A 23,459-nucleotide genomic window follows, 5' to 3' on the forward strand; every position below is an offset into this window, starting at 1 on the left:
GGACCGGGCCGTAGCTCCCTTGTCGCGAAACGCGTTGCCTCACGCGGCCCTCCGCTCATGTCGGCCGCCAGGGCCTGCCCGCTCCCGAGTCGACACACTTCGTTTCGCGCGGCACAAGCCGGTATCCAGGTGACGCCTCTCCAAGCCGAGACCATGCGGCAAGCGTGTGCAAATGCGATTCGCCGACGCGGACGTCAGTGTATCCCTTCACTACTCAAGGATCGTCGCCGACACGAATAGATCCTCCGCCTCCATACGATAGCGAACCTTCCGACGCGCTCGTCCTGGACGTGAACTGATATGCGAAACGCCGCCCTGCTCCTCTTACTCGCCGCCAGCCCGAGCTTTGCATCGGAAGCTTGTTCGTATCGAAGTGCCGTGTATGAACATAGGGAGGATCCTCGCTGGCGAATTCGCTTCGTTCCACTCGGGTCTAAAGCTCTCCTTTCGGACATGGCGCTTCATCTTGAAGGTCCCGAATCCGGCACGTCGTACTGGTTTCTGTTCGACGCGGGGTCGGCGCCTGTCGTTTCGCTGATCTCGACGACGAACGTGTTGGCCACTGGTTGGAGCCCACCGCCACCCGACGGGGGAAGCCACCCGCTCATGGACATGCAGATTTACGTGATGGACGAGACCATGAAGATGTCGGCCGAAGTCCCAAGAGCGTCGGACACTTCTCCCGCGTACCTTTTCATTCCGATGCTTACGGACGCTCTCCGCGGCGCGTCTTCACGACAGTGGTTGGCACCCGGGGTTTTCAAGCGCATCGCATGCGCCTGAGAACCGATAGGCTGCTGTCGCCACCTTGGGGTTCCCCAAGTGCGTGAAGCCGCGCGATGGGCTCTCCCGCCATGACCCTCATCGTTGGTGGCGCGGGTGGGCAGGCCCTTGGGGCCGACATGAGCGGAGGGCCGCGTGGCGTATCGATTTTCGCAGGAGAGTAGCTACGGCCCGGTCCGCAGGTCCGCGCCTGGCGGCCCCAAGGGCCTGCCCACCCGCAGCTTCCTCAACCACACAAGAGCGAGGCGGCGTCAGCCGCTCAAAACATGCATTCGCGCCAGCGAATGAACCGCTTGCACTAGAGGTCAACCTGCATGTCGCCACGCGGCTGGCTACAGCAGATCAGTATCCGCCCTTCGGCAGGTGGATCCGGCGGCTCGCTGGTGTAATCAATGCTGCCGCCAATTAGCGCCGTCTCGCAGCTATGGCAAACGCCGGAGCGGCATGACCAGCGCACCGGCACGTCGCACGCTTCGGCCAGTTCCAGCAGGCTCGTGTACTTCGCGCCCCAGTGAACGGTAAGGCCGCTACGCACGAAAGACACCGTAGGGCCCACGCTCTCTTCACCCGCAGGCGCATGCGGCGGCTTCCGTTGCGCACCGACGATGCCCGGTTCGAATCCCTCCTGGCCGCCGAACAGTTCGGAGGCCACGTCGGTGTGGCCTGCGGCGAGCAGTTGCCCACGCATATCCTGGAGAAAGCGCGTCGGCCCGCAGAGGTAGATGCGTGCATCGGCCGGCACGCCGAGCGCGGCAAGATCAGCGATGCCAATATGTCCTTCGACGTTGAAGCTCGCTTGCTCCCGGTCGCGCGCATTCGGCCGGCTGAACCCCAACAGATGCTTCGCCGAAGGCATGGCGCCGAGCACGCCCGCCACCTCATCGGCAAACGGGTTATCCATCCCGTCGCGCGCGCCATAGATCCAGAACACCGGCCGCGGCGCCGCCGAGGCCAGCTCGCGCAACATGGCCAGCAGCGGCGTGATGCCGATGCCTGCGCCCCACAGCACGACCGGACGCGCGTCGTCGACGAGGCAGAACGTGCCGCGCGCCGCGCTGATGCCGAAGCGGTCGCCTTCCTTGATGGCGTCGTGCAGGTACTGGCTGCCTTCGCCGGTGCCGCGCTTTACCGAGATGCGGTAGCGCTCGGGCGTGGCCGTGTCGGAGAGGGAATAACTACGGATGATCGCCGCATGCGGTGCCGGTGGCTGCAGGCGCAGGACAATGAACTGCCCGGCGCGTGCGCGCGGCAGCGGTGCACCGTCGGTCGCTTCCAGTACGAACGAGCGCACAAGCGCGCTTTCCTGCTTGATGGAAGCCACGCGGATCTCGCGGAAGCCACTCCACGCCGCCGGCTCGGGCGCGGGCCCGCTCAGGCCGGCGTTGCCACTGGCGCCGGGACCGGCCGCGAGCAGGTCCTCGAACGACTGGCGCCAGCCGCGGCTCAGTGCCGGGATCTGCGTGGCGCGCTTGAGCTTCGCCGGTGTCTTGCCCGGCAGGTAGAGCAGCGCATCGATCTCGGCGACCGTCATGCCACTGCCCTGCACTTCCCGCGTGATCGCATCGCCCGCGCCGACCAGGCCTTCTTCGATCACGCGAAAATAAAAACCGGGCCGCCGATGCGCGACGAGCAGGTTCGCCATGCGCGGCTCTTCCATGCGCATGCCCACGCGGTAGCAGGTCACCCGCGGCTGGGTGATCTCGAACAAGGCATCGCCAATCCGGTAGCGGTCGCCGATGCAGACCTCGTCATCGGGAAGGCCATCGACCGTGAGGTTCTCACCGAAGCTCCCGTACTCGAGCGTGCTCCGCTCGAGGAAGGCTTCCCAGTAGCGATACGACGCGGCCTGGTAAACCATCACCGCGCGGTGTTCACCGCCATGCCCACCGAGATCGCCCTGCCCGTCGCCATCGAGGTTGAGCCGGCGCGCCATGACACGCCCGCCTACGGGGCGCTTCCATACCGCGGTGTGGACGATCTTCCCTTGCCAGGGAATGTCCTGCGGCAGGCCGACGTTCACGGCGAGCAACACGGCCAAGGGCGGGTCCTCGGTGGGCGGATGCGGGTTCGTTGCTAAAGGCGCGTCGCCACGTACCTTAGCCGCGCGCCGCGACTTCATGCTTTGCCAAACTTATTCCACCGCGGGCGAGGATCGCCACGGCTCCGCGGTACGGCTACTCTGTGCGCCATGCGCGCCAAGCCCAATGCCCAGCCTAACCAGAGCCTGATCGACGGCATCCTCACCCTGCAGGCCCTGGCCTCCGCGCCGGAGCCGGTCGGCTGCCGGGAGCTGGCCAGGCAGCTCGGCGCGAACACGACGCGGGTGAACCGCCTGCTGAAGACGCTGGCCTACATGGGCATCGTCCGCCAGACCTCCGATCGCAAGTACGCTCCCGGCGCCGGCATGCACGTGCTGGCCGCGCAGAGCCTGTTCGCATCGGGCCTGATCCGCCGGGCGCTGCCCGAACTGGAACGGCTGCGCCGCTTCGGCCACACCGTGGCCATGGGCGTGTTGTGGAACGACAGCGTGAGCTACCTGTTCCACGCGCCGCCGGGCATCGAGGCCGCGCGTGGCCTTGGCCGCATCGGCGTGCTGCCGGCCACGACCAGCGGCATCGGCATCATGCTGCTCGCCCAGCTGCCCGACGAGGAAGTCCGCGAGCTTTATGCGGGGAAGGAGATCCCGATGTTCCCGCAGGGCATCGAGAGCCTGCTGGCCGCGCTGGAGGCGCCGCGCACGCAAGGCTATGCGCGGGTGCACGTCGCGGATGAGCGTGATCACCACATCGTCGCCGTCACGACTGGCGAGCCAGTGGTCGCAGGATTGGCGATGTCGGGCTGGATTCCCGAGAACGCCACGGCGGAACTGGTCGAGGCGTTGCGGGCGGCGGCCGTGGAAATCGCCTGACGGCCCCGGCGTTGACGTGTTGCTATTTTAGTAATACGGTCGGCCGACCAGTCGAAGGGGGATAGGGGCATGGCGGAAGACGAAGGGAAAGCGAGGCCCGATCGGTTGCGCTGGGCGTTGCTTGCCTTCCTGTTCGTCTCCACGGTGATCAATTACCTGGATCGCCAGGCGCTATCCATCCTCGCCACGACGATCCAGAAGGATCTCGGCATCACCGACTCCGCCTATGCGCATGTCGTGCAGGCCTTCCTCTTCGCATACACCATCGCCTACCTGCTAGCCGGCCGCATTACCGACTGGCTTGGTTCGCGCGTGGCGCTGGCCTTGTTCGTTGCCTGGTGGTCGGTGGCAAACCTGCTGACCGGCATGGCCCGCAGCGCGTTCGAGCTGGGCGCCGCCCGCTTCGCACTCGGCCTGGGCGAACCGGGTAATTACACCGTCGGCACCAAGGTGGTCTCCGAGCACTTCAGCCCCGGCGAGAAGGGCATGGCGTACGGCATCTACACCGCCGGCGCGATGGTCGGGGCGACGCTGGCCCCGCCGCTGATCGGCGGTGTCGCACTCGTCTACGGGTGGCGCGCCGCGTTCATGGTCACGGGCGCGGCCGGCCTCGTGTGGATGGCCGCGTGGCTCTGGTTCCACCCGCGCGAGCCGCGCCCAGCAAAGCTGCCCGACGCCGAATCCGAAGTGACCCGCTGGAGCCGCGTGCTGCGCGATCGCACGCTGTGGACGCTGGTACTGGCCCGCGCCATCGCCGATCCGGTCTGGTACTTCTACCTGTTCTGGTTTCCCAAGTACCTCAACGACGTGCGCGGCATGTCGCTAGCGGCCGTCGCTTCGCTGGCCTGGGTCGTGTACCTCGCGGCGGATGTCGGCAGCGTGGGCGGTGGTGCCATCTCCAGCGCGCTGGTGAAGCGCGGGATGGCGCCCACGCGCGCACGCCTCATGGCGATGGCGGGCGCGGCGATCCTCGCACCTGTCGGCCTGTTTGCCGCCTTCCATCCTGCGCTCGGTCTGCTGTTCGCCATCGGCTCGGCCGTAGCCTTCGCCCACCTCATCTTCCAGATCAACATCAGCACGCTGGTGGTCGATCTGTATCCGTCGCGCTACGTCGCGACGGTGTCCGGCCTGATCGGCGCGGGCAGCGCGCTGGGTGGCATGCTCTCGGCGCAGGTCGTGGCCGGCCTGGTGTCCACCGGCCACTTCGATCGCAGCTTCGTGTTGATGGCGACGCTGCACCCCATCGCGTTCGGCGTCGCCTGGCTCGGCGTGAAGATGGCACCGCGGTCGTCCGCCACCGTGATGGCGGCGCCGCCTTCTCAGGTCGCCAGCTCGGCGTAATCCCAGAAACGGGGACCAGGACGGGCGCCCAGGCCGGGGCCGGTGGGCAACACGTAGTGCCCATCCACGTAAGCCATGTCGGTCTCCAGCAGCTGCAGCGAACGGGCGAATACCGAGTGCTGCCACTCATGCCGCCAGAAGCGTGGCACGGTGCTGGACATGTGCAGGCTCGCTGCAAGGAACAGCCCCGTGCCCACGGTAGCGTGCGGTGCCATCGTCACGCCGGCGGCATCGGCGAGGCGCGTGATGCGTCGGTACTGGGTGATACCGGCATGGCCCATCTCGGGCTGGATGAAACCGATGCTCCTGCGCGACAGGCGCAGGCGCGCGTCATGCTCGGTGTACCACTCCTCGCCGGCGGCGATGGGCACCGGCGAGCGCTCGGCGAGCCACGCCAGGCCGTCGACATCCTCGGGCTTGATGGGGGCTTCCGCGAACCAGGGCTTGTAAGGCGCAAGCTGCTCGACCAGCGCCAGCGCGCCTTGTGGATCGAACTTCCAGTGCAGGTCGACCATGATCAATGCACCGTCGCCGAGTGCTTCGCGCAGCGCCGCCACTTCCTCGACGATGCCCTCGGTACTTACCGCCGTATGGATCTTGAACGCGTCATGCCCTTCCTGCTGGAAGCGGCGGGCCATCGCCACGCGCTCCTTGAGGTTGCCGGCGGGCAGGCCCGAGAGATAACCGGGAATGCGTTCGCGTTGGCGCTCGCCAAGCATCTGCCACAGCGGCACGCCGTGCGCGCGCGAGCGCAGGTCCCACAACGCGATGTCGAGCGCGGTGATCGCATCGACGTGGAAGCCCGACGTGCAACCGCGCACGCGCATCAGCCCGTAGAGGTCATCCCAGATCGCCTCGACATCCTCGGGGTCACGGCCGATGAGCTCCGGCACGAGCAGGTCGTTGATGATCTCGGTGGTCGCGCGCGGCGCGCAGATGCCATAGGTTTCGCCCCAGCCTTCGCTGCCGTCCTCGCAGGTCACGCGCACCGCGATCGAACGATCGACGGAGGGATAGATGGTGCCGTTGCCCTTGCGCACCACGTAACCGCGCGAGTTGATGCGCTCGCCAGGGCCCAGCGGGCCCAGGTACGGCGTATCGCGCGGCACGGTGACGATATAGGTTTCGACTTTGCTGACGGGGCTGCTCATGGGGTCATTCTCGCCTGATTGCCCGGCAGGCGGTCCAGCGGCAGCAGGTCCGCGATGCGGGCGAGCAGCGCGTCCAGTTCACGCTGGTCCCACGCGTCCAGCTTCGGCCCTGCCGCACGCACGTGGTCGGAGGCGATCACGCCACGGCGCAACAGCACCGCCTTGGTCAGGCGCCAGCGGAAGACGGCCTGCATGCTCAGCAGCGGCAGCGTACGTTCGAACAGGTCACGCGCGCCCTGCAGGTCGCCGCGCGCGTGGCGCGCCAGCATCTCCACATGCACCTCGGTCACCTCGCAGGCGGGCATGGTCCCCACGGCGCCGCGTTGCAGTTCGTCGATCACGTAGCGCGCGCCGGCACCGCCGAACACCGCATCGATGCGGCCTGCCATCTCTTCCGTGAGCGCGGTAATGCGATGACCCGACGGCTGCGTTTCTTCCTTGACGAAGCGGATGCCCGGCACCTTGCCGACGAGCGACGCGACCTGGGCCACGCCCAACCCCACGCCCATCGGCGCCGGCGCGTTCTGCAGCATGACCGCGACGCCCGAGGCGTCGTGCACATCGTTGAACCACGCGGCCATCGCTGCGGGATCGGCCGCGTGCTTGTGCGGCGTAAGGATCATCGCCGCCACGGCACCCGCTTCCGCACCGGCGGCGGCGAGCTGCGCCGCGACCGAAGCTTCGGGATGGCTCGCACCGACAATGAAGGGAACACGGCCGCCGATCCATTCGCCCAGCGACATCGTGACTTCAAGACGCTCATCGACACTGAGCATGTCGTACTCGCTCGCGAGGCCAGGAAACACGATGCCCGCGGCGCCCGCATGGATGATGTAGTCGAGCACGCTGCGCGTGCCGGCCATGTCGATCGTGCCGCCAGGATGGAAGATCGTGGGAAGAATGGGAAAGACACCAGCCAACTGCGTCATGCGTGGTTTTCCTCGGTCGAAAGCGTGTTTTGATGCTGCTTTGCAGCAGCGAATACTTGTGCAGTCGCTCTTGCGTGCCCCGGTATATTGCTATAATAGTTACACCATGCCAAGCAAAAAACCGCTGGCAAAGGGCGATTCACCAAAGCGATTCGTGCGAGCCATGGGAGAGGAATCCGGTACGCGAGGGCGGCCGCTTTCCCGCAGGCTCACTACCTCGGGGGAGGAAAAAAACATGGTTCTTGCTCGGCGCACACTCCTGTCGGCCTTGATCGCACAGGCGCTTCTCGCCTCCGTGCCGGCCGTGGCACAAACCGCTACGCCGCCGGCCACGCCGCCCGCGGCACCGACGCAGGATGCGAACGCGCCGCAAAGCCAGGACCCGGTCAACCTCGAGGGTGTCACCGTCTCCGGCATTCGCCAGAGCCTGGAGAAGTCGCGCGACCTCAAGCGTGATTCCTCGCAGATCGTCGATGCGATCGTCGCCGACGACATCGGCAAGCTGCCGGATTCCAACGTCGCCGAATCGCTTGGCCGTGTCGCCGGCGTGCAGCTGGAACGCGGCATGGGCGAGGGCAGCAACATCCTCGTGCGCGGCCTCAGCCAGAACGTCTACCTGTACAACGGCCGCGAGATCTTCGATGCCACCGGCCGCGGCGGCAATGGCCTGGACCAGCTCAACACCTCGACGTATGGCCTGCTAACGCTCGTCCCGTCACAGGTCATCTCGCGCCTTTCGGTCACCAAGCTCGCCAGCGCCGACCAGGTGTCCGGCGCACTGGGCGGCATCGTCAACATCGAAACGCGCATGCCGCTGAATGCCGATGGCGACCAGAACGTCGTCAGCGTCTCGGGCACGTACAGCAAGCTTGCGCGCAAGGGCGGTGGCGATGGCTTCGCCCTGCTCTCCGGCCGCACGAAGGATGAGCGCTTCGGCGCCATGGTGGCGGCAACGTACAGCCATGCGACGGTGGTGCAGCAAGGCCTCGATACCTTCTCGGGCTATTCGCAGTTCACCGACAGCGCGGGCGTGAAGCACTTCGGCAGCACCGACATGCGCGCGCAGAACATCGACGATGACCGCACGAAGAAGGGCGTCAGCGCGATCCTGCAGTGGCGGCCGACGCCGGGCGTCGAGATCGTCGGCGACACCTTCTATTCCAAGCAGACCGCCGACCGCGACCGCTACTGGCTGGCGTTCAACCCGAGCTCGGGCCTGAGCAACGCCACCTACTCCAACCACAACATCCTGCTTGCCGGCCGCGCCACCACGCCGATCCAGGCCAACACGGAAATCGCCGACATCGACGCGGATGTCTGGTCGACCGCGCTGCGTGGCAGTTTCCACGCCGGCGACCACCTGGATGGCTCGGCCGAGATTTCCTACGACCGGTCCAAGGCCGAGTACCACCAGAATTACATGCGCCTGCAGCCGCGATCGGGAATCACCTCGGTCATCGACTACGACCTGCGCTCGGGCAACTTCGGCAGCTTCAACGTCGGCGGCGTGAACCTCACCGACCCGAACCAGATGGCCATGTCCATCCTGTTCGACAACGACTACCGCGCGAAGACCGATGCACCGGCGGTGCGCACGGACTGGACCTGGAACTTCGATTCGGACCACTGGCAGTCGCTCTCCTTCGGCGCCCGCGCTACCAAGATCAAGAGCGACCAGGATCCGCTGCGCGCCGATATCCGCCCGACCGGTGGCGTGCCGGCCACGGCACTGGCCGACTACCTGCGCGTGTACAGCAACAACAACTTCATGAAGGGCGAGTTCGACGGCCTTCCGCGCAGCTTCCTTGGCAGCTACCGCTCGGTGTTCACCGGCTGCGATGCGTTCACCACGATCCCCGCGATCAGCCAGAACCCGCAGTGCCTGGATGGCCGCAACAACGCGCTTGCTTACGCCGGCACCTTCAGCATCGATGAGAAGTTCACCGAGGCGTATACCAAGGCGGACTGGAGCTTCAACGCGGGCTCCATGCCGGTTTCCGGTAACTTCGGCGTCCGCTACGTGCAGCGCGAGCTGGATTCGAAGGGCAACCTGATCACCGCCGCCGGCACGGCCAGCCCGACCGATTACCGCAGCACCACGCGCGAGTGGCTGCCCTCGTTCATCGCCAAGTGGGAGATCACCGACCAGCTGCTCGTCCGCGGCGGCGCGGCCCGCGTGGTGGCGTTCCCCAACACCGAAGACCTGAACAACGGCGTGTCGCTCAACAACAGCGCCACGTTCGTGAACGGCGTGCAGGTGACGCCGGGTACCGGCAGCGGCGGCGCCCCGGGCCTCAAGCCGTTCAAGGCCGACCAGTACGACCTCTCGCTCGAGTACTACTACAACGATACCGGCATGGTCTCGGCCGGCGTGTTCTACAAGGATGTCTCCACCTTCATCGTGCAGCAGCAGAGCGTCGAGACCATCGGCGGCGTGAACTACTTCATCAACCGCAAGGTCAACGGCGATTCCGCCAAGGTGCAGGGTGCGGAGCTGCTGGCCCAGGTCCCGTTCACCTTCCTGCCCGATCCGCTCGATGGCTTCGGCATGGTGGCGACGTACACGTATATCGATTCGAGCACGCCGATCAAGGACATCAACGGCAGCTCGCTCACGTTCCCGGGCCTGTCGAAGAACAACTACAACCTCATCGTCTATTACGAGAAGGGACCGTTCAGTTCGCGCGTCGCCTACAACTGGCGCAACCGCTACCTCGTCGGTCTCTCCACGGCGGCGACCGGTATCTACAACGATACCTACAAGGACCTCGCCGCGTCGGTCAGCTACAACTTCACCCCGGCACTCTCGCTGCAGGTGGAAGCCACCAACCTGCTCAACAGCCGCCAGCGCACCTTCGATGGCTATGAGGAAGGCCTGCGAACCAATGTGATATACGGTCGCAACTACATGGCGACGGTGACCTGGCGCTTCTGATGCCAGGCACTGCGAAGCAGGGGAGAACCACGGCGTGATCGGCAAGGTATCGGCAGGGCGGGCGGCGATCGTCACGGGCAGCGCGAGCGGCATTGGCGCGGCCGTGGCGCGGCGGCTGCGCGATGAAGGCGTGGTCGTCGCCGGCCTGGACCGGGTGGCGTCGGCGGATGTCGCGATATCGCTGCAGGTCGACCTCCGCGACGACGCCGCCGTGCGCGCTGCGGTGGAAGCCGCCGCCTCGGCCCACGGCCCGGCGACCGTGCTTGTCCACTGCGCGGGCATCAGCCCGCCCGGCTCGATCCTCGAATCCGACGACGCGCTGTTCCGCGACACCTACGACACCAACGTGATCTCCGCCGTGCGGCTCATGCGCTACCTGGTTCCCGGGATGCGCGATGCGGGCGGCGGCTCCGTCGTGCTGACCACGTCGATCAACGCGCGGTTCGCCACGCCCACGCTGGCCGCCTATGCGGCGAGCAAGGCTGCACTGGAATCGGTGGTGCGCACAGCCGCGCTCGAGTTCGCACCGTGGCAGGTGCGGGTCAACGCGATCGCACCGGCTTCCATCGATACGCCGATGCTGCAGGCGTCGTTCGCACGCGATACGGATCCCGCCGCGGCGCGCGAGCGCAATGTGGAACGCCATCCGCTCGGGCGGCTTGGCACGGCGGACGACGTGGCCGAACTCGCCTGGTTCCTCGCCAGCGACGCCAGCGCGTGGATCACCGGTGGCATTTATCCAATCGATGGTGGCGCGTCGGTGACGCGCCGCTAAGGGACTTTCATGGCGCACGAGTTCATTGCAATCAACTGGGGCAGTTCGAACTTCCGCTCCTTCCTCCTCGACGAAGACGGCACGGTACGCGATGCGTTCGCCGAACCCGCGGGCATCGCCTCGCTCGATCGCGCGGGCATGGTGGCGCAGATCGCAGGCCTGTCGGCACGCTGGCCCCACGCGGAAACGCTTTACGCCTGCGGCATGGTCGGCTCCAACGTGGGCTGGGACGATGCGGGTTATGCCGAGTGCCCCATCGGCCTGGAAGGCCTCGCGGCGATGCTGCACCCCACGCGCATCGCCGGGCGGGACATGCTTATCGTGCCGGGCCTCGCCTGCCGCAGGGCGAGCGATGGCGCACCGGACATCATGCGCGGCGAGGAAACCGAGCTGTTCGGCCTGCTGCGCGCCGGCCGCCTGCCCACCGAAGGCATCGTCGCCCTGCCCGGCACGCACGGTAAATGGGTACGTATCGAAGGCGGTAAGGTCATCGAGTTCATGACCGCGATGTCCGGCGAGATCTTCGACCGGCTTACCGCGGCCGGGATGCTCGCCTCCGTGGTCGCCGCACCGGCGGCGATCGGCGAGGCGTTCTTCCAGGGGATCGAAGCGGGCAGCAAACGCGAGCCCGGGCTGGGTACGGCACTGTTCGGGGTACGCGCGCGGGTGATCCGTGGCGACCTCGCCCGCGATCATGCCGCGTCCTACCTGCGTGGCCTGCTGATCGGCTCGGAGCTCGCGGATGCGCGCGCGCTCTATCCACTGGAGTCCTCGGTGACCCTGGTCGGTGCCGCGGCCGTATGCGCGCTGTATGCGGCCGGGCTGGCCCATCTTGGCTTCAGCACGCAGGTCGTCGACGCCGCCGATGCGACCGCGCATGGCTTCGCCGGTATCCACGCCGCGCGGCGGCAGCTCGCATGAGCGCGGAGGTTCGCCTCGTCGCCGATGCGAAGACCCTCGTCGGCGAATCCGTCCGCATGGATGGCGACGACGTCCTTTGGCTCGATCCGCCTGGCCGCCGGCTGTTGCGCTGGTGCACCGCGGAGGCGCGGCTCCTTGAGATGCCGTTGGTCGCGCCGGTGTGGTCGCTGGGCAAACGCGCGGATGGCACATGGGTCGCTGCCGGCGAGGACCGCTTCTTCGCGATCGATGTGACCACGGGCGCGCTGACCGCGGGCCCTCCGGCACCGCTCGCCGCGGGTTGCCGCTTCAACGACATGACGGTCGATGCGCAGGGCGGCCTGTGGACCGGCTCGATGCACCGGGGCCTGCTGCACGGGCGCGGTGCGCTTTACTACGCGGCGGCGTTCGATGCTGAAGTGAGCGAGGTCGCAGGCGGGCTGGGCGTCGCCAACGGCATGGCCTTCGTCGCCGGTGGCGCGACCTTGCTGGTGGTCGATACCTTGAGCCGCACCCTGCTCGCTTATCCGCGCCGCGGTGATGCCACCGGGCTGGACGATCCGACCGTCGTCACCGATTTCCTCACCGCGCCCGGCAAGCCCGATGGCATGGCGATCGCGCCCGACGGCAGCGTGTGGGTCGCGATGTGGGGCGGCAGCTGCATCGTGCAGCTCGCCGCCAACGGTGCCGTGGAACGCTCCATCATGCTGCCCGCACCGCACGTGGGCAGCCTTGCCTTCGACCGCCGTGGGCATGCGTATGTGTCGACCTCGCGTGCCCGACTGACCGAAGCCACGCTGGATGCGTACCCCGGTTCCGGCGGCCTGTTCGAAATCAGCGCGCTTTCCTGAGGAAGGCATCCTTCGATCGCCCGCCCAGGGCGAGCGTGAGTTGAACGGCATCGAGGTACTGCGCGGTACGTGCCTGGATCTGGCCAATGACGGCGTGCTGCCGTGCGCGTTGCGCCTCGAGCACGGCCAGCACGCTGGCATCGCCGGCGCGGAAGCCTTCCTGGCTCAGGTGCAGACTGTCTTCGGCGGCCTCAAGCGCGCGACCTTGCGCGGCATATTCCTCCGCATCGTGGCTGATGCCCTGCAGCACGTCAGCGACCTGTCCGAGCGACGTGACCAGGGTCTGCCGATAACCGGCGAGCGCGGCGTCATACGCATCCTCCGCGCCGCGGCGGTTCGCCTTGCGCGTGCCGCCATCGAACACGGGGCCGGCCAATGCGCCGACGATGCCCCACAAGGTGCCGACGCCGGCACCGGCGCTTGCCTGCGTCAGTGCGCCCGAGAGCTGGAGATGCGGATACATGTCCGCCGTCGCTACACCAATCGCGGCACTCGCCGCGTGCAGTTGCGCCTCAGCGGCAAGGATGTCCGGCCGCTGCCTGGCGAGTTCCGAGGGCACGCTCAACGGCAACTCGGCCGGTAGGGTGAAGTCCGACATCTCGAACTCCGGTGGCGCCCAGTCCGCCGGCCCCTTGCCGACCAGCACGGACAGCGCGTGGCGCGCGGCATCACGCCGCTGCGCCAGCGGCGGCAGCAGGGTCTCGTCCTGGGCCAGCTGGCTGCGCGCCAAAGCGACATCCGCCCTGGTCGCGCTGCCCGCGCGCTGCGCACCCAGGACAAGGTCGAGGTTATGCCGGTCGGTGGCGAGCAGGTCTTCTACCGCCGCGATCTGCACGCGCGCAGAGGCCAGCTGGATCGCCTGGCTCACCACGTCACCAGTCACCGTCAGGTAGGCCGCATCGAAACGGTGGCGCTGCACATCGGCCACGGCGGTGGTCTCTTCGATCTTGCGGCGCGTGCCGCCGAACAGGTCGAAGTCGAAGCTCACCGTGGGGCCGATCGAATACACGTTGGCGGTGTTCCGCCCCGCACCGAACCCGGTCCGCTGGCGGCCACCCTGCGCGGCAAAATCGACCTGCGGCTGTAGTGCACCACCGGCGGCGGCAATGGCTTCGTCGGCCTGCCGGATCGTCGCGTCCGCGGCTTCGAGGTCGAGGTTGCCATCGATCGCCTGTTTCACCACGGCGTCCAGCCGCGATGAATGGAACAGCGTCCACCAGTCGGCGTCGATCGTCGCGTCAAAGCCGACACGGGGCGCTCCGTCACCGCGTGCGTGGTCGAGTTGCTGCTCCGCGGCCACGTCGTAGTGGGTCGACGCCGTATCGGCGGGACGCTGGTAGTCCGGCCCGACCATGCATCCGGTGAGGAACGCCATCGTCGCGCCGCCAAGCACCGCCGCGAGCGCGGTGCGCCTTGCATGGTTCAGTCGTACGGTATTCATGGGGTTACCGGGGTCAGTGGCCAGCGCGTGGCCGGCGGAGGAAGAAGATGAGGGGGCTGGCGATGAGCATCGCCACGAACAGGAGCTTGAACTGGCTGATCACGGCGATCATCGCGGCCTGGCCGGTCACGCCTTCGTTCAGCGCGGCGAGTGCGGGGCCTCGGGTTTGCGCCGTGACGTGGGCGAATGCGCCGTACGGGCGCAGATGTTCGGCGAGCGCCCCGTGCACGGCCTGCGTGTTCATGAAGAAGTAGAGCTGGACGACGGCGACGCCGAGCGTGCTGCCATACAGTCGGAACAGGTTGAACAACACCGTGCCCTGCGCGCGCAGCGCAGGCGCGAGCGTGCTGAATGTCGCGCGGGTGATCGCCGGCATGAGCACGCCGAGCCCCGCGCCTTGCAACAGTCCGGCCATGCCCACGGCCCAGCCATCCATCAACGGCGAATAGCCGACCATGCGCGCGTTGCCGATCGAGACCAGTACGGCACCGGCGAGCATGACGACGCGGTTATCCAGCTTCGGCGGGATACGCCACGTGGCCAGCAGGCACGCCATCATGCCGAGGCCGCGCGGCACGGTCAGCAGGCCGGCGGCATCACCCGGATAGCGCAGCAGCTCCTCGAGCATGGGCGATGTCAGCGCCAGCGTCGGCAGCAGTACGAAGCCGAAGACGAAGTAGAGGACTGCACCGATCGTGAAATTGCGGTCGTTGAACAGCGCGCGATCAAGGTAGTGAACCTTGCGGGTGAAGATGTGCACCAGGTAGACCCACGCACCCAGCACAGCAGCGGTCGCCTCGACGCGAATCTCCGTGGACGCGAACCATTCCAGCCGCTGCCCGCGATCCAGCAGCATTTGCAGCGCGGTGAGGCTGATCGACAACGCAGCCCAGCCGAAGAAGTCGAACGAGGCTCGCGGCACCCGCCGCTCACGCAGGAACAGCGCGACCACCAGGATGATGAAAGCCACGAGCGGGAAGCTCACGACGAAGATCGCGTGCCAGCCCAGCCATTCGCTGAGGAAGCCGCCGATCGAGGGACCGCTCAGGATGCCGAGGGTACCGGTCACCGCCCAGGTGAGCCCGATGCGGCCGTGGCGCAGCGGTGGCAGTTCCGACAGCAGGATCGACATCGACAACGGCGCGAGCGTGCCGCTCGCCGCACCCTGCACGATGCGCGCGCCGACGAATTGCAGCAGCGTGGTCGCAAGCACATCCAGCACGAGCCCGAGCGTGAACAGCACCAGCGATGCCAGGTAGACGGTCTTCCTGCCGAAGCGCGCGGCAAGCCAATGCGTGAGCGGCATCACCACGGCGCTTGCCGCGATGTACGAGGTGAACACCCAGCCGACCTGGTCGTCGGTCATCGACAGCCCGCCCTGCAGGCGAAGCAGCGCCGCGTTCGGGATCGAGATGTTCACCGCCGCCATGTACGTGGCGAGCAAGCCGGCAAGGATCAGCATGCGGTGTTCGGCGGGCGAGTGCGTCGCCCGTGTGTCGGCAGGCATTACGGTGCCCTCGCCACGCGCGTCGGGGCCTTGGCCGCCTGCGCCGTATCGACCTGCACCAGCACGCTGATGCCGGAATACAACGGCCATTGCGGATCGGCGTGATCCAGTTCCAGGCGCACGGGCAGCCGCTGGACCACCTTCACCCAGTTGCCGGTAGCGTTCTCCGGCGGCAGCACCGAGAACTCCGAGCCGGTACCCGGGCTCATGCTCGCGATATGCGCGTTGAACACATGACCCGGATAGGCATCGACGCGCAGCGTCGCACGCTGGCCGGGGCGCATGTTCGTCAGGCTGGTCTCGCGGAAGTTCGCTTCGATCCACACGTCGCGGCTCGAGATGAGCGCGAACACCGGCGCGCCCGCGCTGACGAAGTCGCCGGCCTGCACGTCATCGACGCGCGCGACGGTGCCGTCATCCGGCGCGACCACCGTGGTGTAGGACAGATCGAGGCGTGCGCGATCCAGCTGCGCCTGCGCCTCGCGCACACTGGGGTGGCGTTCGACGGGGATGGCGGGATCACCTGCCAGGGCGGCGATGGTGTTCGCGACATCTTCCTGCTCCGAGGCGATGTGCTGCCGGCTCACCTTGAGGTCGGTCTCCGCGCGCTCGTAGGTCGCGCGGGAGGCATAGTCGGAAGCGAGCAGCGCCTTCTTGCGTTCGTACTCGCGCTGGTTGAAGTCCGCCGAGTCCTTCGCCGACTGCAGTTCGGCCAGCTGGTGGCGGTAGGTGGCCTTCAGGCCTTCGATCTGCAGGCGCGTGCTCGCCAGCTTTGCCTCGGAGGCATCGACCGCGATGCGGTACGGCGCCGGATCGATGCGAACCAGCACGTCACCCTTGTGCACGGGCTGGTTGTCCACGACCGCCACCTCAAGCACCTGGCCGGGGACGCGGGCGTTGATCGCGACCTTGGCGGCACGGACGAACGCGTCGTCCGTTTCGACCTGGCCGGACCGGGTCAGCGTGTAGGCGAGACCCCCCAGCGCCAGCAGCGCGGGGAGGCCGATCATCAGGCCCCAGCGGACGAAACCATGGCGGGCGACAGGGCCTTCCTCGACGTGTACGTTCATCGTAACTACCTGTTTGCTATGAGGATGCCGCGCGTCCCTCACGGGGCTCATCGCGCGGTTGAATTTTGTTCTGATCCGCATAATATGTACGGGCAAGACGACGTTCAAGGGTTTTTATGCAAGATCGAACAAAATCATCCGATACCGCGAAGCGCCCGCGCGGCAGGCCGCGTGCCTACGAACCGGAAACCGCGCTGCGCCACGCCGCGGACGCGTTCTGGCGGGCCGGCTATGCGGGTACATCCCTCGACGACCTCTCCGCCGCCACGGGCATGAACCGCCCGAGCCTCAAGGCGGCGTTTGGCGACAAGCACGACATCTACGTGAAGGCGCTGAGCGACTACTGGGACCGGAAGTTCGCCCTGATGGGCGAGGTCCTCGCACCCGGCCGGCCGCTGGCTGAGACGCTGATGCAGGCGTACGACGCCGCGCTGGGCATCTACTTTTCGGGCGAAGGCCAGCCGCGCGGCTGCTTCGTGGTCGGCACCGCGGTAACCGAAGCGCTGGAGGATCCGGTCGTGCGCCAGATCGTCAGTGAGGGCTTCACCGGCCTGGACGAGCGCTTCCGGGAGCGGATCGAACTGGCGCGTGCGGAAGGTGAGCTCGGTGCGGATGCGGATCCGGAAGCGTTGGCCCTGCTCGCCTCGGCCACGATGCATACGATCGCGATCCGCGCCCGGGCGGGCAGGCCGCGCGATGAACTGCACGCACTCGCCCGCAAGGCCGTCGCCGCGATCTGCCGATGAGCACCGCGCTGCCGGACATCATCGCGCCCGGGCTCCGCGTGCTCTTCTGCGGCATCAACCCCGGCCTGCTTGCCGCCGCCACCGGGCATCATTTCGCGGGGCGTTCGAACCGGTTCTGGCCGGTGCTCTACCGTGCGGGATTCACGCCGACGCTGTTCAGCGCGGAAGAAGGCCACCGGCTGCTGGAGGTCGGCTGCGGCATTACCGCCGTCGTACGCCGGCCCACCGCGGGCGCGGATGATCTGCACGCCGACGAGTTCGCCAGCGCCGCACCTGCGTTCGAGCAGGTGCTCGATACCTATGCACCGCGTTACGTGGCCTTCCTCGGCAAGGCCGCCTATGCCGCGTTGACGCGGCAGCGCCATGTTCCATGGGGCCGGCAGGCGGTGCCGATGCGCGGGTGCATCCCTTGGGTGTTGCCGAACCCGAGCGGCCGCAATCTTGCGTTCTCTTTGGATGCGCTGGTGGAGGCGTACGCGGCGCTACGCGAGGCGGCGTTCGAGCCTGCCACTAACGCTTAGCGTGCCGTGCCACGGCGCGGTGCGCGTATAGCTCGTCATCCGCCCGCGCGATCACGTCGTCGACCGAGTCGCCTTGCGACGACACGGCGGCGCCCAGGCTCAGCGACCATTCGCTCGTGCGCAGCGCTTCGCGCAGCGTTTCAAGGACCCGCGCAACGTCGTCAGCGTTATCGATGACGAGAAGAAACTCGTCGCCACCCATGCGGACCACGACATCGTCGGGCCCGCTGCAGTCGCGCAGCTGCTGGGCTACGCCGACCAGGATCTCATCACCACGCGCGTGGCCGTAGGTATCGTTGATCGTCTTGAAATGATCGAGGTCCACGACGATGCAGCCCCATGCGCCGCGACTTGCCGCACGCGTTTCCAGCTGCGCGAGGTAACGCCGGTTCATCGCGTGCGTCAGCGGATCGCGCGTCGACCATTCCACCAGCGTGCTCTCGTAGCGTCGCTGTTCGGTGACGTCCTGCGCGTGGCCCAGCACATACGGTTCTTCCGCGTCATCGTCCAGCACGTTCTGGTAGCGCCAGTAACGCAGCGTGCCATCCGAAGCGACCAGCTCGAGGATCCCCATGGCGATGCGCTCCGTCTGGATGCGGTGCAGGTAGCGATCCAGTTGCGCCTGCCGCTCCGGCAGCATGAAAGCCTTGAGGTTCACCCCGAGCATGTCGCCGATGACATAGCCCAGCGACGCGGCCGCGGAAGGATTCACCGAGAGGATCTCGCCCTGCAGGTCGTGCGTGCAGATCAGGCCCAGCGAGTACTGGAACAGCTTGCGATAGCGGCGCTCGCTGGCTTCCATCGCCTGGGTCGCCATCTTCCGCTCGGTGACATCCTGCACCGCGCCAGCCAGGCGTACCGCATCGCCGTCCTCGCGCTCCAGGCCGCCCACGGCACGTATCCAGATATGCCGGCCGGTGGCGGTCGTCATCGGCAAGGTCATATCCCACGGGATATCCATGCGCGTCGCACGATCCATGGCTTCGGAGAGCTCGGCCTGCGTCTCCGGCGAGAAGAACGCGAGCGCTTCGTCGAGCGTCGGTTCGAAGCCCTCGGGCAGGTCGTGGATGCGGCAGGTGTGGTCGGACCACAACAACGTTCCGGACTTCAGGTCGTACTCCCAGCCACCCACGCCAGCGACACGGCCCGTGCGCTGCAGGAACTGCTGCTTCTCGTCGAGCTCGCGCTCGAGTTTCTGCGCCCGCCGCGCCTCCGCGCGTGCCACCTCGCGCTGGTGGATCAGGTCCGCGCGCTGCTCCAGCGCCTTCGAGGCGGCAGCGGCGAGGTGGCGCAGCACGTTCACCTGGTCGGGGCGAAGCATGTGCGGTTCGCGGTCGATGACGCAGAGCGAGCCGAGGCGGGTGCCGTCGGAAAGCGTTAGCGGCACGCCCGTGTACGCCCTGATGTCCGGAGCGCCGGTGACGAGGGGGTTGCGCTCGAAGCGCGGATCCATCCGGGCATCGGGGACTTCGACAGCGGCGCCCGAACTCACGACGTAATCGCAGAACGCGTACTCACGCGGGGTCTCGGCAATCCCCGGCAGGCCCACGTTCGCCTTGAACCACTGGCGGTCACGATCGATCAGGCTGATAAGCGAAATCGGCATACCGGTCACCTCGGCCGCAGCACGCACCAGGGCGTCGAAGAAGTCTTCGGCGCCGGTGTCCAGCACAGCCAGGTTGCGCAGCCGCTCGAGGCGCTGCTCCTCGGTTTGCGTCATGCCAGGGTCCCGCGTTTCGCGACAGCCTAGTCGATGATCAACGCCGGGTGTGAAGGCCATGTCGCGTTTTCCGGCCCCAGAGCCGGTGGACGCCCATCCGGACCAGCGCCTGCAACGCCTCCGTGCTAGCGTTACCGCCAGGTTCGACGATTTTTCCGGGTTTGAAATGCGCGCACGTGGGGAACATGACGCGGTGGTACTCGCCGCCGGGGGAAGCAGCCGGCTGGGCCGGCCCAAGCAGCTGCTGACCATCAATGGGGAAACCCTGCTCCAGCGCGCGGTCCGGCTGGCCAAGGCCACTTGCCCCACCCGGATGCTCGTCGTCCTGGGCGCCCACGCCGAGCAGCTGGCCCCGCTGGTCACCGGCACCGCCATCCTGTTCAACCCCACCTGGGAAGAAGGCATGGGCTCATCGCTATGCCGGGCCGCCGCCGCCCTGGCCGGGCGCCCCTACCCGGTCCTGGTCACCCTGGTAGACCAGCCCTGCCTGACGCCCGAACACCTGGACAAGCTGTTCGTCGCCTTCGACGGCAGCTGCGACGTGGTCTCGGCGTACGGCGATGCGCTCGGCGCGCCAGCCCTCCTCCGCCCGCAGACCATGGCCCTCGCCGGGACCCTGCAGGGCGATGCCGGGTTCCGGCGTCTCTGGGCCGGCAGCCATCCGGCCGCCGTGCGGCGCGATGCGCTGGAGCGTGATCTTGATACGCCAGAGGATGTTGCTGCGGCCGTGGCCGCGGGCCTGCTGGACGGTTAAGCCACCGCCAGCTCAATGCAGCATCATCTTGGTATGTTAGTGGATGCAGAAAATATCGCTGACCTGTGATTTCCTCATCCGGGCATGACGATATGGCGGCAGCGTATCGATACGCTGTTCGGTAAGCACGTCACGCCAAAGTAAGGCACGAAGCCACAGCGCTCCCTGCGAAGATGACGAATTCCGTGTGCTGCCAGACGGCGGAGCATCAAGCATGTCCGGCTGATGCTAGCAAGGTTTCCCATGCCTAAGAGGCTTAGAGCTAACGATCCTCAGCGCCAGGCGCTGCCGACCTGCATGTACCACGCATGATCATCGCGCGCCCACGCCCAGTCCACACCGGCATACAGGCCAAGCGCGCTCGCGATCAGGTAACGGAAGCCCAGTCCTTTTGTCGTCTGGGTGGACGCGTCACCGAATGAAGTTCGCCGACCCCATGCGCGTCCCGCCCCGCCAAAGGCCAGGGCGGCCCAGCGCTTTGTCACGTTCCAGCGCAGCTCGGCCTCCACCATCCCGACTGATCGGTCCTGATACCTGCCATAAGAGACGCCGCGCAAGTCGATGGAAGGCAGCTGGTAGAAGGGCGTGTCGCCCGGCGATGTGCGATAGTCGGCGCGCAGCCCCATCACGACACGTGGCCCCATTGGCATATAACCCAGCACGTGCGCACGGTAGGCCTGGAACGTTTCGTCGCCGCCCAATCCTGGCGCATAGAACGTTCCTTCAGCTACGGCCAGCACGCCACGCGATGGCGTGAGGGTGTTGTCGCGGCTGTCCCATTCCAGCATGGGTCCGATGCCAGATGCCCGACTGGCGAAGTCACGCGGCTGGAAGAATTGTCGGTTGCCACCGATGTTCAGCCGGCTATTCAGATCGATGTAAACCCAGCGCGCACCCAAATAGGCAGGCATCGTGCCCAAACGTCGTGACACCTGTTGAAAAGAGAACCAGCCATCGAGGTTGTAGCCAATCTTTCGCGGAGCCAGGATCAAGCCACGTGTGTAGAAGTCGAGGTTGGCCGACGCCTTGCCGATGGCACCCTTGTACCGCCAGCGGTCGTCAGCGAAATGGAACTCGCCTGCGGCCACGGCACCGTAGGTGCCATTCTGTGTTTTAGCCGCGCCGAATCCGTAGATATTGGGCGGAATCTTCTCGCCGCGCTCCTTCGACGCATCCGATTGCCGCGCCGGCTTGAAGAACACCGCCGATGCACCTCCGCCGTTTCCCACCGCTGGCTCGGTGATCACGATTGGGACGATGAGCGCACCGCGGTGCTGAAGTAACCAGCGCGAGAGGTCGATCGCGTGGTCATCCGGGTCGTGGATGAGATGCCAGAAGTTTTCCTTAGGGGGTACTGTGGTGAACGTCGTATTCTGCGGGTTGGCGCTTGAGTCCATGGTTGCGAGCAGGATCAGCATCAGGCCTGAAAACCACGTGGTGACAAGTCGCATTGTCGTTTACCGCCAGAAGCATGCGTCGATGTTTGACCAGGCGAGGGTCTCCGCACAGCGCACTTTCACTCAATCCGAGCGGGTATTTCTACTTACTTGTAGCGACGCGCAATGGAGCAACCTCGGACGCGTGTCTAAAGATGGCGAGCAGATTCGTGCTAACAGCTTAGCCACCCAAGGTGCGTGCTCGTCGACTGATTGAGCTTTGCGCGCTGCGGGGATGCTACCAAGCGAATTGCTGACTGCGCAGGCTGTGGAAGGGGCCTCGGTCGCTCAATCGCGGGCCTGCAGGTCACCGACTACGCAGGGATTGTTCCGCCTTCCCTCAGATTTGCCCTCTCCCTTGCGTACATTCATTATGCTAGAGAGGTAAGCTCGGGGAAGGAAATCCGTCAACTGCTGAGCTATCAGGCGGGTATTCGCTACTACTTTCAAACGCCGGGGCGTGGTCCGGACTGGGGATTTCGCGCATCGCTCACCGTTTTATTCTCCGAACAGTGACGGATGTACCAATGGCTTCGCATCACAGGCGCCATGCCGACGGCGCGTAGAGCGAACGGCGGCAGAGCGTCTAACGTTGTTCCTCCACGCATCCCGCGCGGCAGGAGGTCTGCCGGGGATGGGCCGTTACCTGGCAGGGTCGATCGCCAAACCACCCAGTTGCGATGAATTAAGGTTCTCTCAACCTAAGGCGCGTCGCATCGCGTTACGGCTCTAAAGGCGGGGAGGGCGCGACCTGCCCCTGGCAGCCGATCAAATAGCCGGCACTGCGGGCGCGAGTGATCAGCTCAAGCGATGTGTGGGCATCGAAAATCTGCATTAACGTATATTTGTGAGCCTCAACCGTCCGAGTGGAAAGGCCGAGCTCAAACGCGATTTGCTTTGCGCGCTTGCCACCGGCCATGAGCTTGAGCACGCTGAGTTGGCGCGCGGTCACCATAGGGGGTCTGCTCGAGCGTGGCGCCGCACGGTAGGCGATCCGCGGCGATACCCAACAGCGCCCAGCCAGCGCCCACCGAATGGCGGTAATCAGTTCCTCGCCTGCGTCACTCTTCAGGACGTAACCGGATGCGCCTTCATCCACGGCCGCTTGCACCAGTGCTTCTGCCGTGTGCATGGTGACGAACACCCACGGGACCTTCACCCCGCCAGCGCGCAGTCGGGAGAGAGCGTCGATACCCGAAGAATCGCCCATGTCAATGTCCGACACGACGATGTCAGGCTCGAGGTGCGTAACCGCGTGCTCGAGCGCTGGGGTCGAGAAGGCAGTAAAAATGACATCGAAGCTGGTGCTCAATAGCGCACGGAGCCCCTGAGCGACTATCGCGTGGTCATCGGCGACGATTAGGCGTGGACCCGAGCAGATTTCGTCGTATGAGATCACTGGCGTTACTCCACAGGCCCGCGTGTTCTCGCACAACTGATCGTCACGGATGCCAGTAGAACTACGGAGTGCTTGGCTACAACGTGATGGAGCTTGTGAAGTTGCCGATTTTGCCGCTCAAAAGTTCAACATTGTCAATCGCTCGCCTACCATTGCGCTCGTGGGCTCGCACGGTTGGCTTGCCGCTAGGTGCATCCGTAAAGGATGTCGGGTTTCGCTGCGAGGTGGAACCGGTGGTGATGTAGCTTGGCGCGATGGCCGAGCTAAGAAGCCGTCGCGTGACCTACGGAAG

At 66.3% G+C, this 23,459-nt stretch carries 18 protein-coding genes; 9 read left to right on the forward strand and 9 right to left on the reverse strand.

Annotation, left to right across the window (positions count from 1 at the left end; translation table 11 throughout):
* Positions 1-1,081: 1,081 nt before the first annotated feature.
* On the reverse strand, positions 1,082-2,815 hold the full coding sequence (locus ACZ6YI_RS12015; RefSeq protein ID WP_465778949.1) for an MOSC domain-containing protein: 1,734 nt from the start codon (positions 2,813-2,815) through the stop codon (positions 1,082-1,084).
* Between the two features lie 156 nt (positions 2,816-2,971).
* Here ACZ6YI_RS12015 and ACZ6YI_RS12020 point away from each other — a divergent pair, with 156 nt between their 5' ends.
* Positions 2,972-3,691: an IclR family transcriptional regulator gene (locus ACZ6YI_RS12020; protein ID WP_465778863.1), complete on the forward strand. Its 720-nt coding sequence runs from the start codon at positions 2,972-2,974 to the stop codon at positions 3,689-3,691.
* 69 nt (positions 3,692-3,760) lie between these two features.
* Positions 3,761-5,032, forward strand: coding sequence for an MFS transporter (locus ACZ6YI_RS12025; protein ID WP_465778864.1), 1,272 nt, complete (start codon positions 3,761-3,763; stop codon positions 5,030-5,032).
* Here ACZ6YI_RS12025 and ACZ6YI_RS12030 read toward each other — a convergent pair.
* Together ACZ6YI_RS12030 and ACZ6YI_RS12035 are read right to left on the reverse strand one after the other, a co-directional pair.
* Positions 5,011-6,183 (reverse strand): mandelate racemase/muconate lactonizing enzyme family protein, encoded by a 1,173-nt coding sequence (locus ACZ6YI_RS12030; RefSeq protein WP_465778865.1) that lies wholly within the window; start codon positions 6,181-6,183, stop codon positions 5,011-5,013. The two genes, ACZ6YI_RS12025 and ACZ6YI_RS12030, sit on opposite strands and share 22 nt — an antisense overlap.
* Positions 6,180-7,112 (reverse strand): dihydrodipicolinate synthase family protein, encoded by a 933-nt coding sequence (locus tag ACZ6YI_RS12035; protein WP_465778866.1) that lies wholly within the window; start codon positions 7,110-7,112, stop codon positions 6,180-6,182. The genes ACZ6YI_RS12030 and ACZ6YI_RS12035 overlap by 4 nt, the downstream gene beginning before the upstream one ends.
* A 235-nt stretch (positions 7,113-7,347) precedes the next feature.
* Here ACZ6YI_RS12035 and ACZ6YI_RS12040 point away from each other — a divergent pair, with 235 nt between their 5' ends.
* Genes ACZ6YI_RS12040 through ACZ6YI_RS12055 form a run of 4 tightly spaced genes read left to right on the forward strand, consistent with a single transcriptional unit; the run spans position 7,348 to position 12,573 of the window.
* Complete coding sequence (locus ACZ6YI_RS12040) at positions 7,348-10,047, forward strand: TonB-dependent receptor (RefSeq protein ID WP_465778867.1); 2,700 nt, start codon at positions 7,348-7,350, stop codon at positions 10,045-10,047.
* A gap of 34 nt (positions 10,048-10,081) precedes the next feature.
* Positions 10,082-10,822 carry an SDR family NAD(P)-dependent oxidoreductase gene (locus ACZ6YI_RS12045; protein WP_465778868.1) on the forward strand — a complete coding sequence of 247 codons (741 nt, stop codon included), beginning with the start codon at positions 10,082-10,084 and terminating at the stop codon, positions 10,820-10,822.
* Between the two features lie 9 nt (positions 10,823-10,831).
* On the forward strand, positions 10,832-11,743 hold the full coding sequence (locus ACZ6YI_RS12050; protein ID WP_465778869.1) for a 2-dehydro-3-deoxygalactonokinase: 912 nt from the start codon (positions 10,832-10,834) through the stop codon (positions 11,741-11,743).
* Positions 11,740-12,573: an SMP-30/gluconolactonase/LRE family protein gene (locus ACZ6YI_RS12055; protein WP_465778870.1), complete on the forward strand. Its 834-nt coding sequence runs from the start codon at positions 11,740-11,742 to the stop codon at positions 12,571-12,573. Before ACZ6YI_RS12050 ends, ACZ6YI_RS12055 begins: the two co-directional genes overlap by 4 nt.
* Here ACZ6YI_RS12055 and ACZ6YI_RS12060 read toward each other — a convergent pair.
* The 3 genes from ACZ6YI_RS12060 to ACZ6YI_RS12070 are packed head-to-tail and all read right to left on the reverse strand — an operon-like array spanning position 12,557 to position 16,591.
* Positions 12,557-14,014, reverse strand: a complete 1,458-nt coding sequence (locus ACZ6YI_RS12060) for an efflux transporter outer membrane subunit (protein ID WP_465778871.1) — start codon at positions 14,012-14,014, stop codon at positions 12,557-12,559. The genes ACZ6YI_RS12055 and ACZ6YI_RS12060 overlap by 17 nt on opposite strands.
* Positions 14,015-14,027: 13 nt before the next feature.
* On the reverse strand, positions 14,028-15,521 hold the full coding sequence (locus ACZ6YI_RS12065) for a DHA2 family efflux MFS transporter permease subunit (protein ID WP_465778872.1): 1,494 nt from the start codon (positions 15,519-15,521) through the stop codon (positions 14,028-14,030).
* Complete coding sequence (locus ACZ6YI_RS12070; RefSeq protein ID WP_465778873.1) at positions 15,521-16,591, reverse strand: HlyD family secretion protein; 1,071 nt, start codon at positions 16,589-16,591, stop codon at positions 15,521-15,523. The genes ACZ6YI_RS12065 and ACZ6YI_RS12070 overlap by 1 nt, the downstream gene beginning before the upstream one ends.
* Before the next feature lie 116 nt (positions 16,592-16,707).
* Here ACZ6YI_RS12070 and ACZ6YI_RS12075 point away from each other — a divergent pair, with 116 nt between their 5' ends.
* Together ACZ6YI_RS12075 and mug are read left to right on the forward strand one after the other, a co-directional pair.
* A complete protein-coding gene (locus ACZ6YI_RS12075) occupies positions 16,708-17,337 on the forward strand; it encodes a TetR/AcrR family transcriptional regulator (RefSeq protein ID WP_465778874.1) in 630 nt (209 codons plus the stop codon).
* Entirely contained in the window at positions 17,334-17,858 is a 525-nt protein-coding gene (mug, locus tag ACZ6YI_RS12080) for a G/U mismatch-specific DNA glycosylase (protein ID WP_465778875.1), read from the forward strand. Before ACZ6YI_RS12075 ends, mug begins: the two co-directional genes overlap by 4 nt.
* Here mug and ACZ6YI_RS12085 read toward each other — a convergent pair.
* On the reverse strand, positions 17,848-19,578 hold the full coding sequence (locus tag ACZ6YI_RS12085; RefSeq protein ID WP_465778876.1) for a diguanylate cyclase domain-containing protein: 1,731 nt from the start codon (positions 19,576-19,578) through the stop codon (positions 17,848-17,850). The genes mug and ACZ6YI_RS12085 overlap by 11 nt on opposite strands.
* A 58-nt stretch (positions 19,579-19,636) precedes the next feature.
* Between ACZ6YI_RS12085 and ACZ6YI_RS12090 the strand changes: the two genes are divergently transcribed.
* Positions 19,637-20,332, forward strand: coding sequence for a nucleotidyltransferase family protein (locus ACZ6YI_RS12090; RefSeq protein ID WP_465778877.1), 696 nt, complete (start codon positions 19,637-19,639; stop codon positions 20,330-20,332).
* A 272-nt stretch (positions 20,333-20,604) separates the two neighbouring features.
* Here ACZ6YI_RS12090 and ACZ6YI_RS12095 read toward each other — a convergent pair whose 3' ends face one another.
* A complete protein-coding gene (locus ACZ6YI_RS12095; protein ID WP_465778878.1) occupies positions 20,605-21,750 on the reverse strand; it encodes a BamA/TamA family outer membrane protein in 1,146 nt (381 codons plus the stop codon).
* 739 nt (positions 21,751-22,489) lie between these two features.
* A complete protein-coding gene (locus ACZ6YI_RS12100; protein WP_465778879.1) occupies positions 22,490-23,167 on the reverse strand; it encodes a response regulator transcription factor in 678 nt (225 codons plus the stop codon).
* Between the last annotated feature and the right edge of the window lie 292 nt (positions 23,168-23,459).

It is taken from the genome of Luteibacter sp. NPDC104163 (assembly GCF_055584245.1).

Excerpts from the sequence above, each read along its gene's own strand:
- ACZ6YI_RS12030 (WP_465778865.1), bottom strand. The coding sequence starts at position 6,183 with ATGAGCAGCCCCGTCAGCAAAGTCGAAACCTATATCGTCACCGTGCCG.
- ACZ6YI_RS12050 (WP_465778869.1), top strand. The coding sequence starts at position 10,832 with ATGGCGCACGAGTTCATTGCAATCAACTGGGGCAGTTCGAACTTCCGC.
- ACZ6YI_RS12065 (WP_465778872.1), bottom strand. The coding sequence starts at position 15,521 with ATGCCTGCCGACACACGGGCGACGCACTCGCCCGCCGAACACCGCATG.
- ACZ6YI_RS12070 (WP_465778873.1), bottom strand. The coding sequence starts at position 16,591 with ATGAACGTACACGTCGAGGAAGGCCCTGTCGCCCGCCATGGTTTCGTC.
- ACZ6YI_RS12040 (WP_465778867.1), top strand. The coding sequence starts at position 7,348 with ATGGTTCTTGCTCGGCGCACACTCCTGTCGGCCTTGATCGCACAGGCG.
- ACZ6YI_RS12055 (WP_465778870.1), top strand. The coding sequence starts at position 11,740 with ATGAGCGCGGAGGTTCGCCTCGTCGCCGATGCGAAGACCCTCGTCGGC.
- ACZ6YI_RS12075 (WP_465778874.1), top strand. The coding sequence starts at position 16,708 with ATGCAAGATCGAACAAAATCATCCGATACCGCGAAGCGCCCGCGCGGC.
- ACZ6YI_RS12060 (WP_465778871.1), bottom strand. The coding sequence starts at position 14,014 with ATGAATACCGTACGACTGAACCATGCAAGGCGCACCGCGCTCGCGGCG.
- ACZ6YI_RS12085 (WP_465778876.1), bottom strand. The coding sequence starts at position 19,578 with ATGACGCAAACCGAGGAGCAGCGCCTCGAGCGGCTGCGCAACCTGGCT.
- ACZ6YI_RS12095 (WP_465778878.1), bottom strand. The coding sequence starts at position 21,750 with ATGCTGATCCTGCTCGCAACCATGGACTCAAGCGCCAACCCGCAGAAT.
- mug (WP_465778875.1), top strand. The coding sequence starts at position 17,334 with ATGAGCACCGCGCTGCCGGACATCATCGCGCCCGGGCTCCGCGTGCTC.
- ACZ6YI_RS12090 (WP_465778877.1), top strand. The coding sequence starts at position 19,637 with ATGTCGCGTTTTCCGGCCCCAGAGCCGGTGGACGCCCATCCGGACCAG.
- ACZ6YI_RS12020 (WP_465778863.1), top strand. The coding sequence starts at position 2,972 with ATGCGCGCCAAGCCCAATGCCCAGCCTAACCAGAGCCTGATCGACGGC.
- ACZ6YI_RS12035 (WP_465778866.1), bottom strand. The coding sequence starts at position 7,112 with ATGACGCAGTTGGCTGGTGTCTTTCCCATTCTTCCCACGATCTTCCAT.
- ACZ6YI_RS12025 (WP_465778864.1), top strand. The coding sequence starts at position 3,761 with ATGGCGGAAGACGAAGGGAAAGCGAGGCCCGATCGGTTGCGCTGGGCG.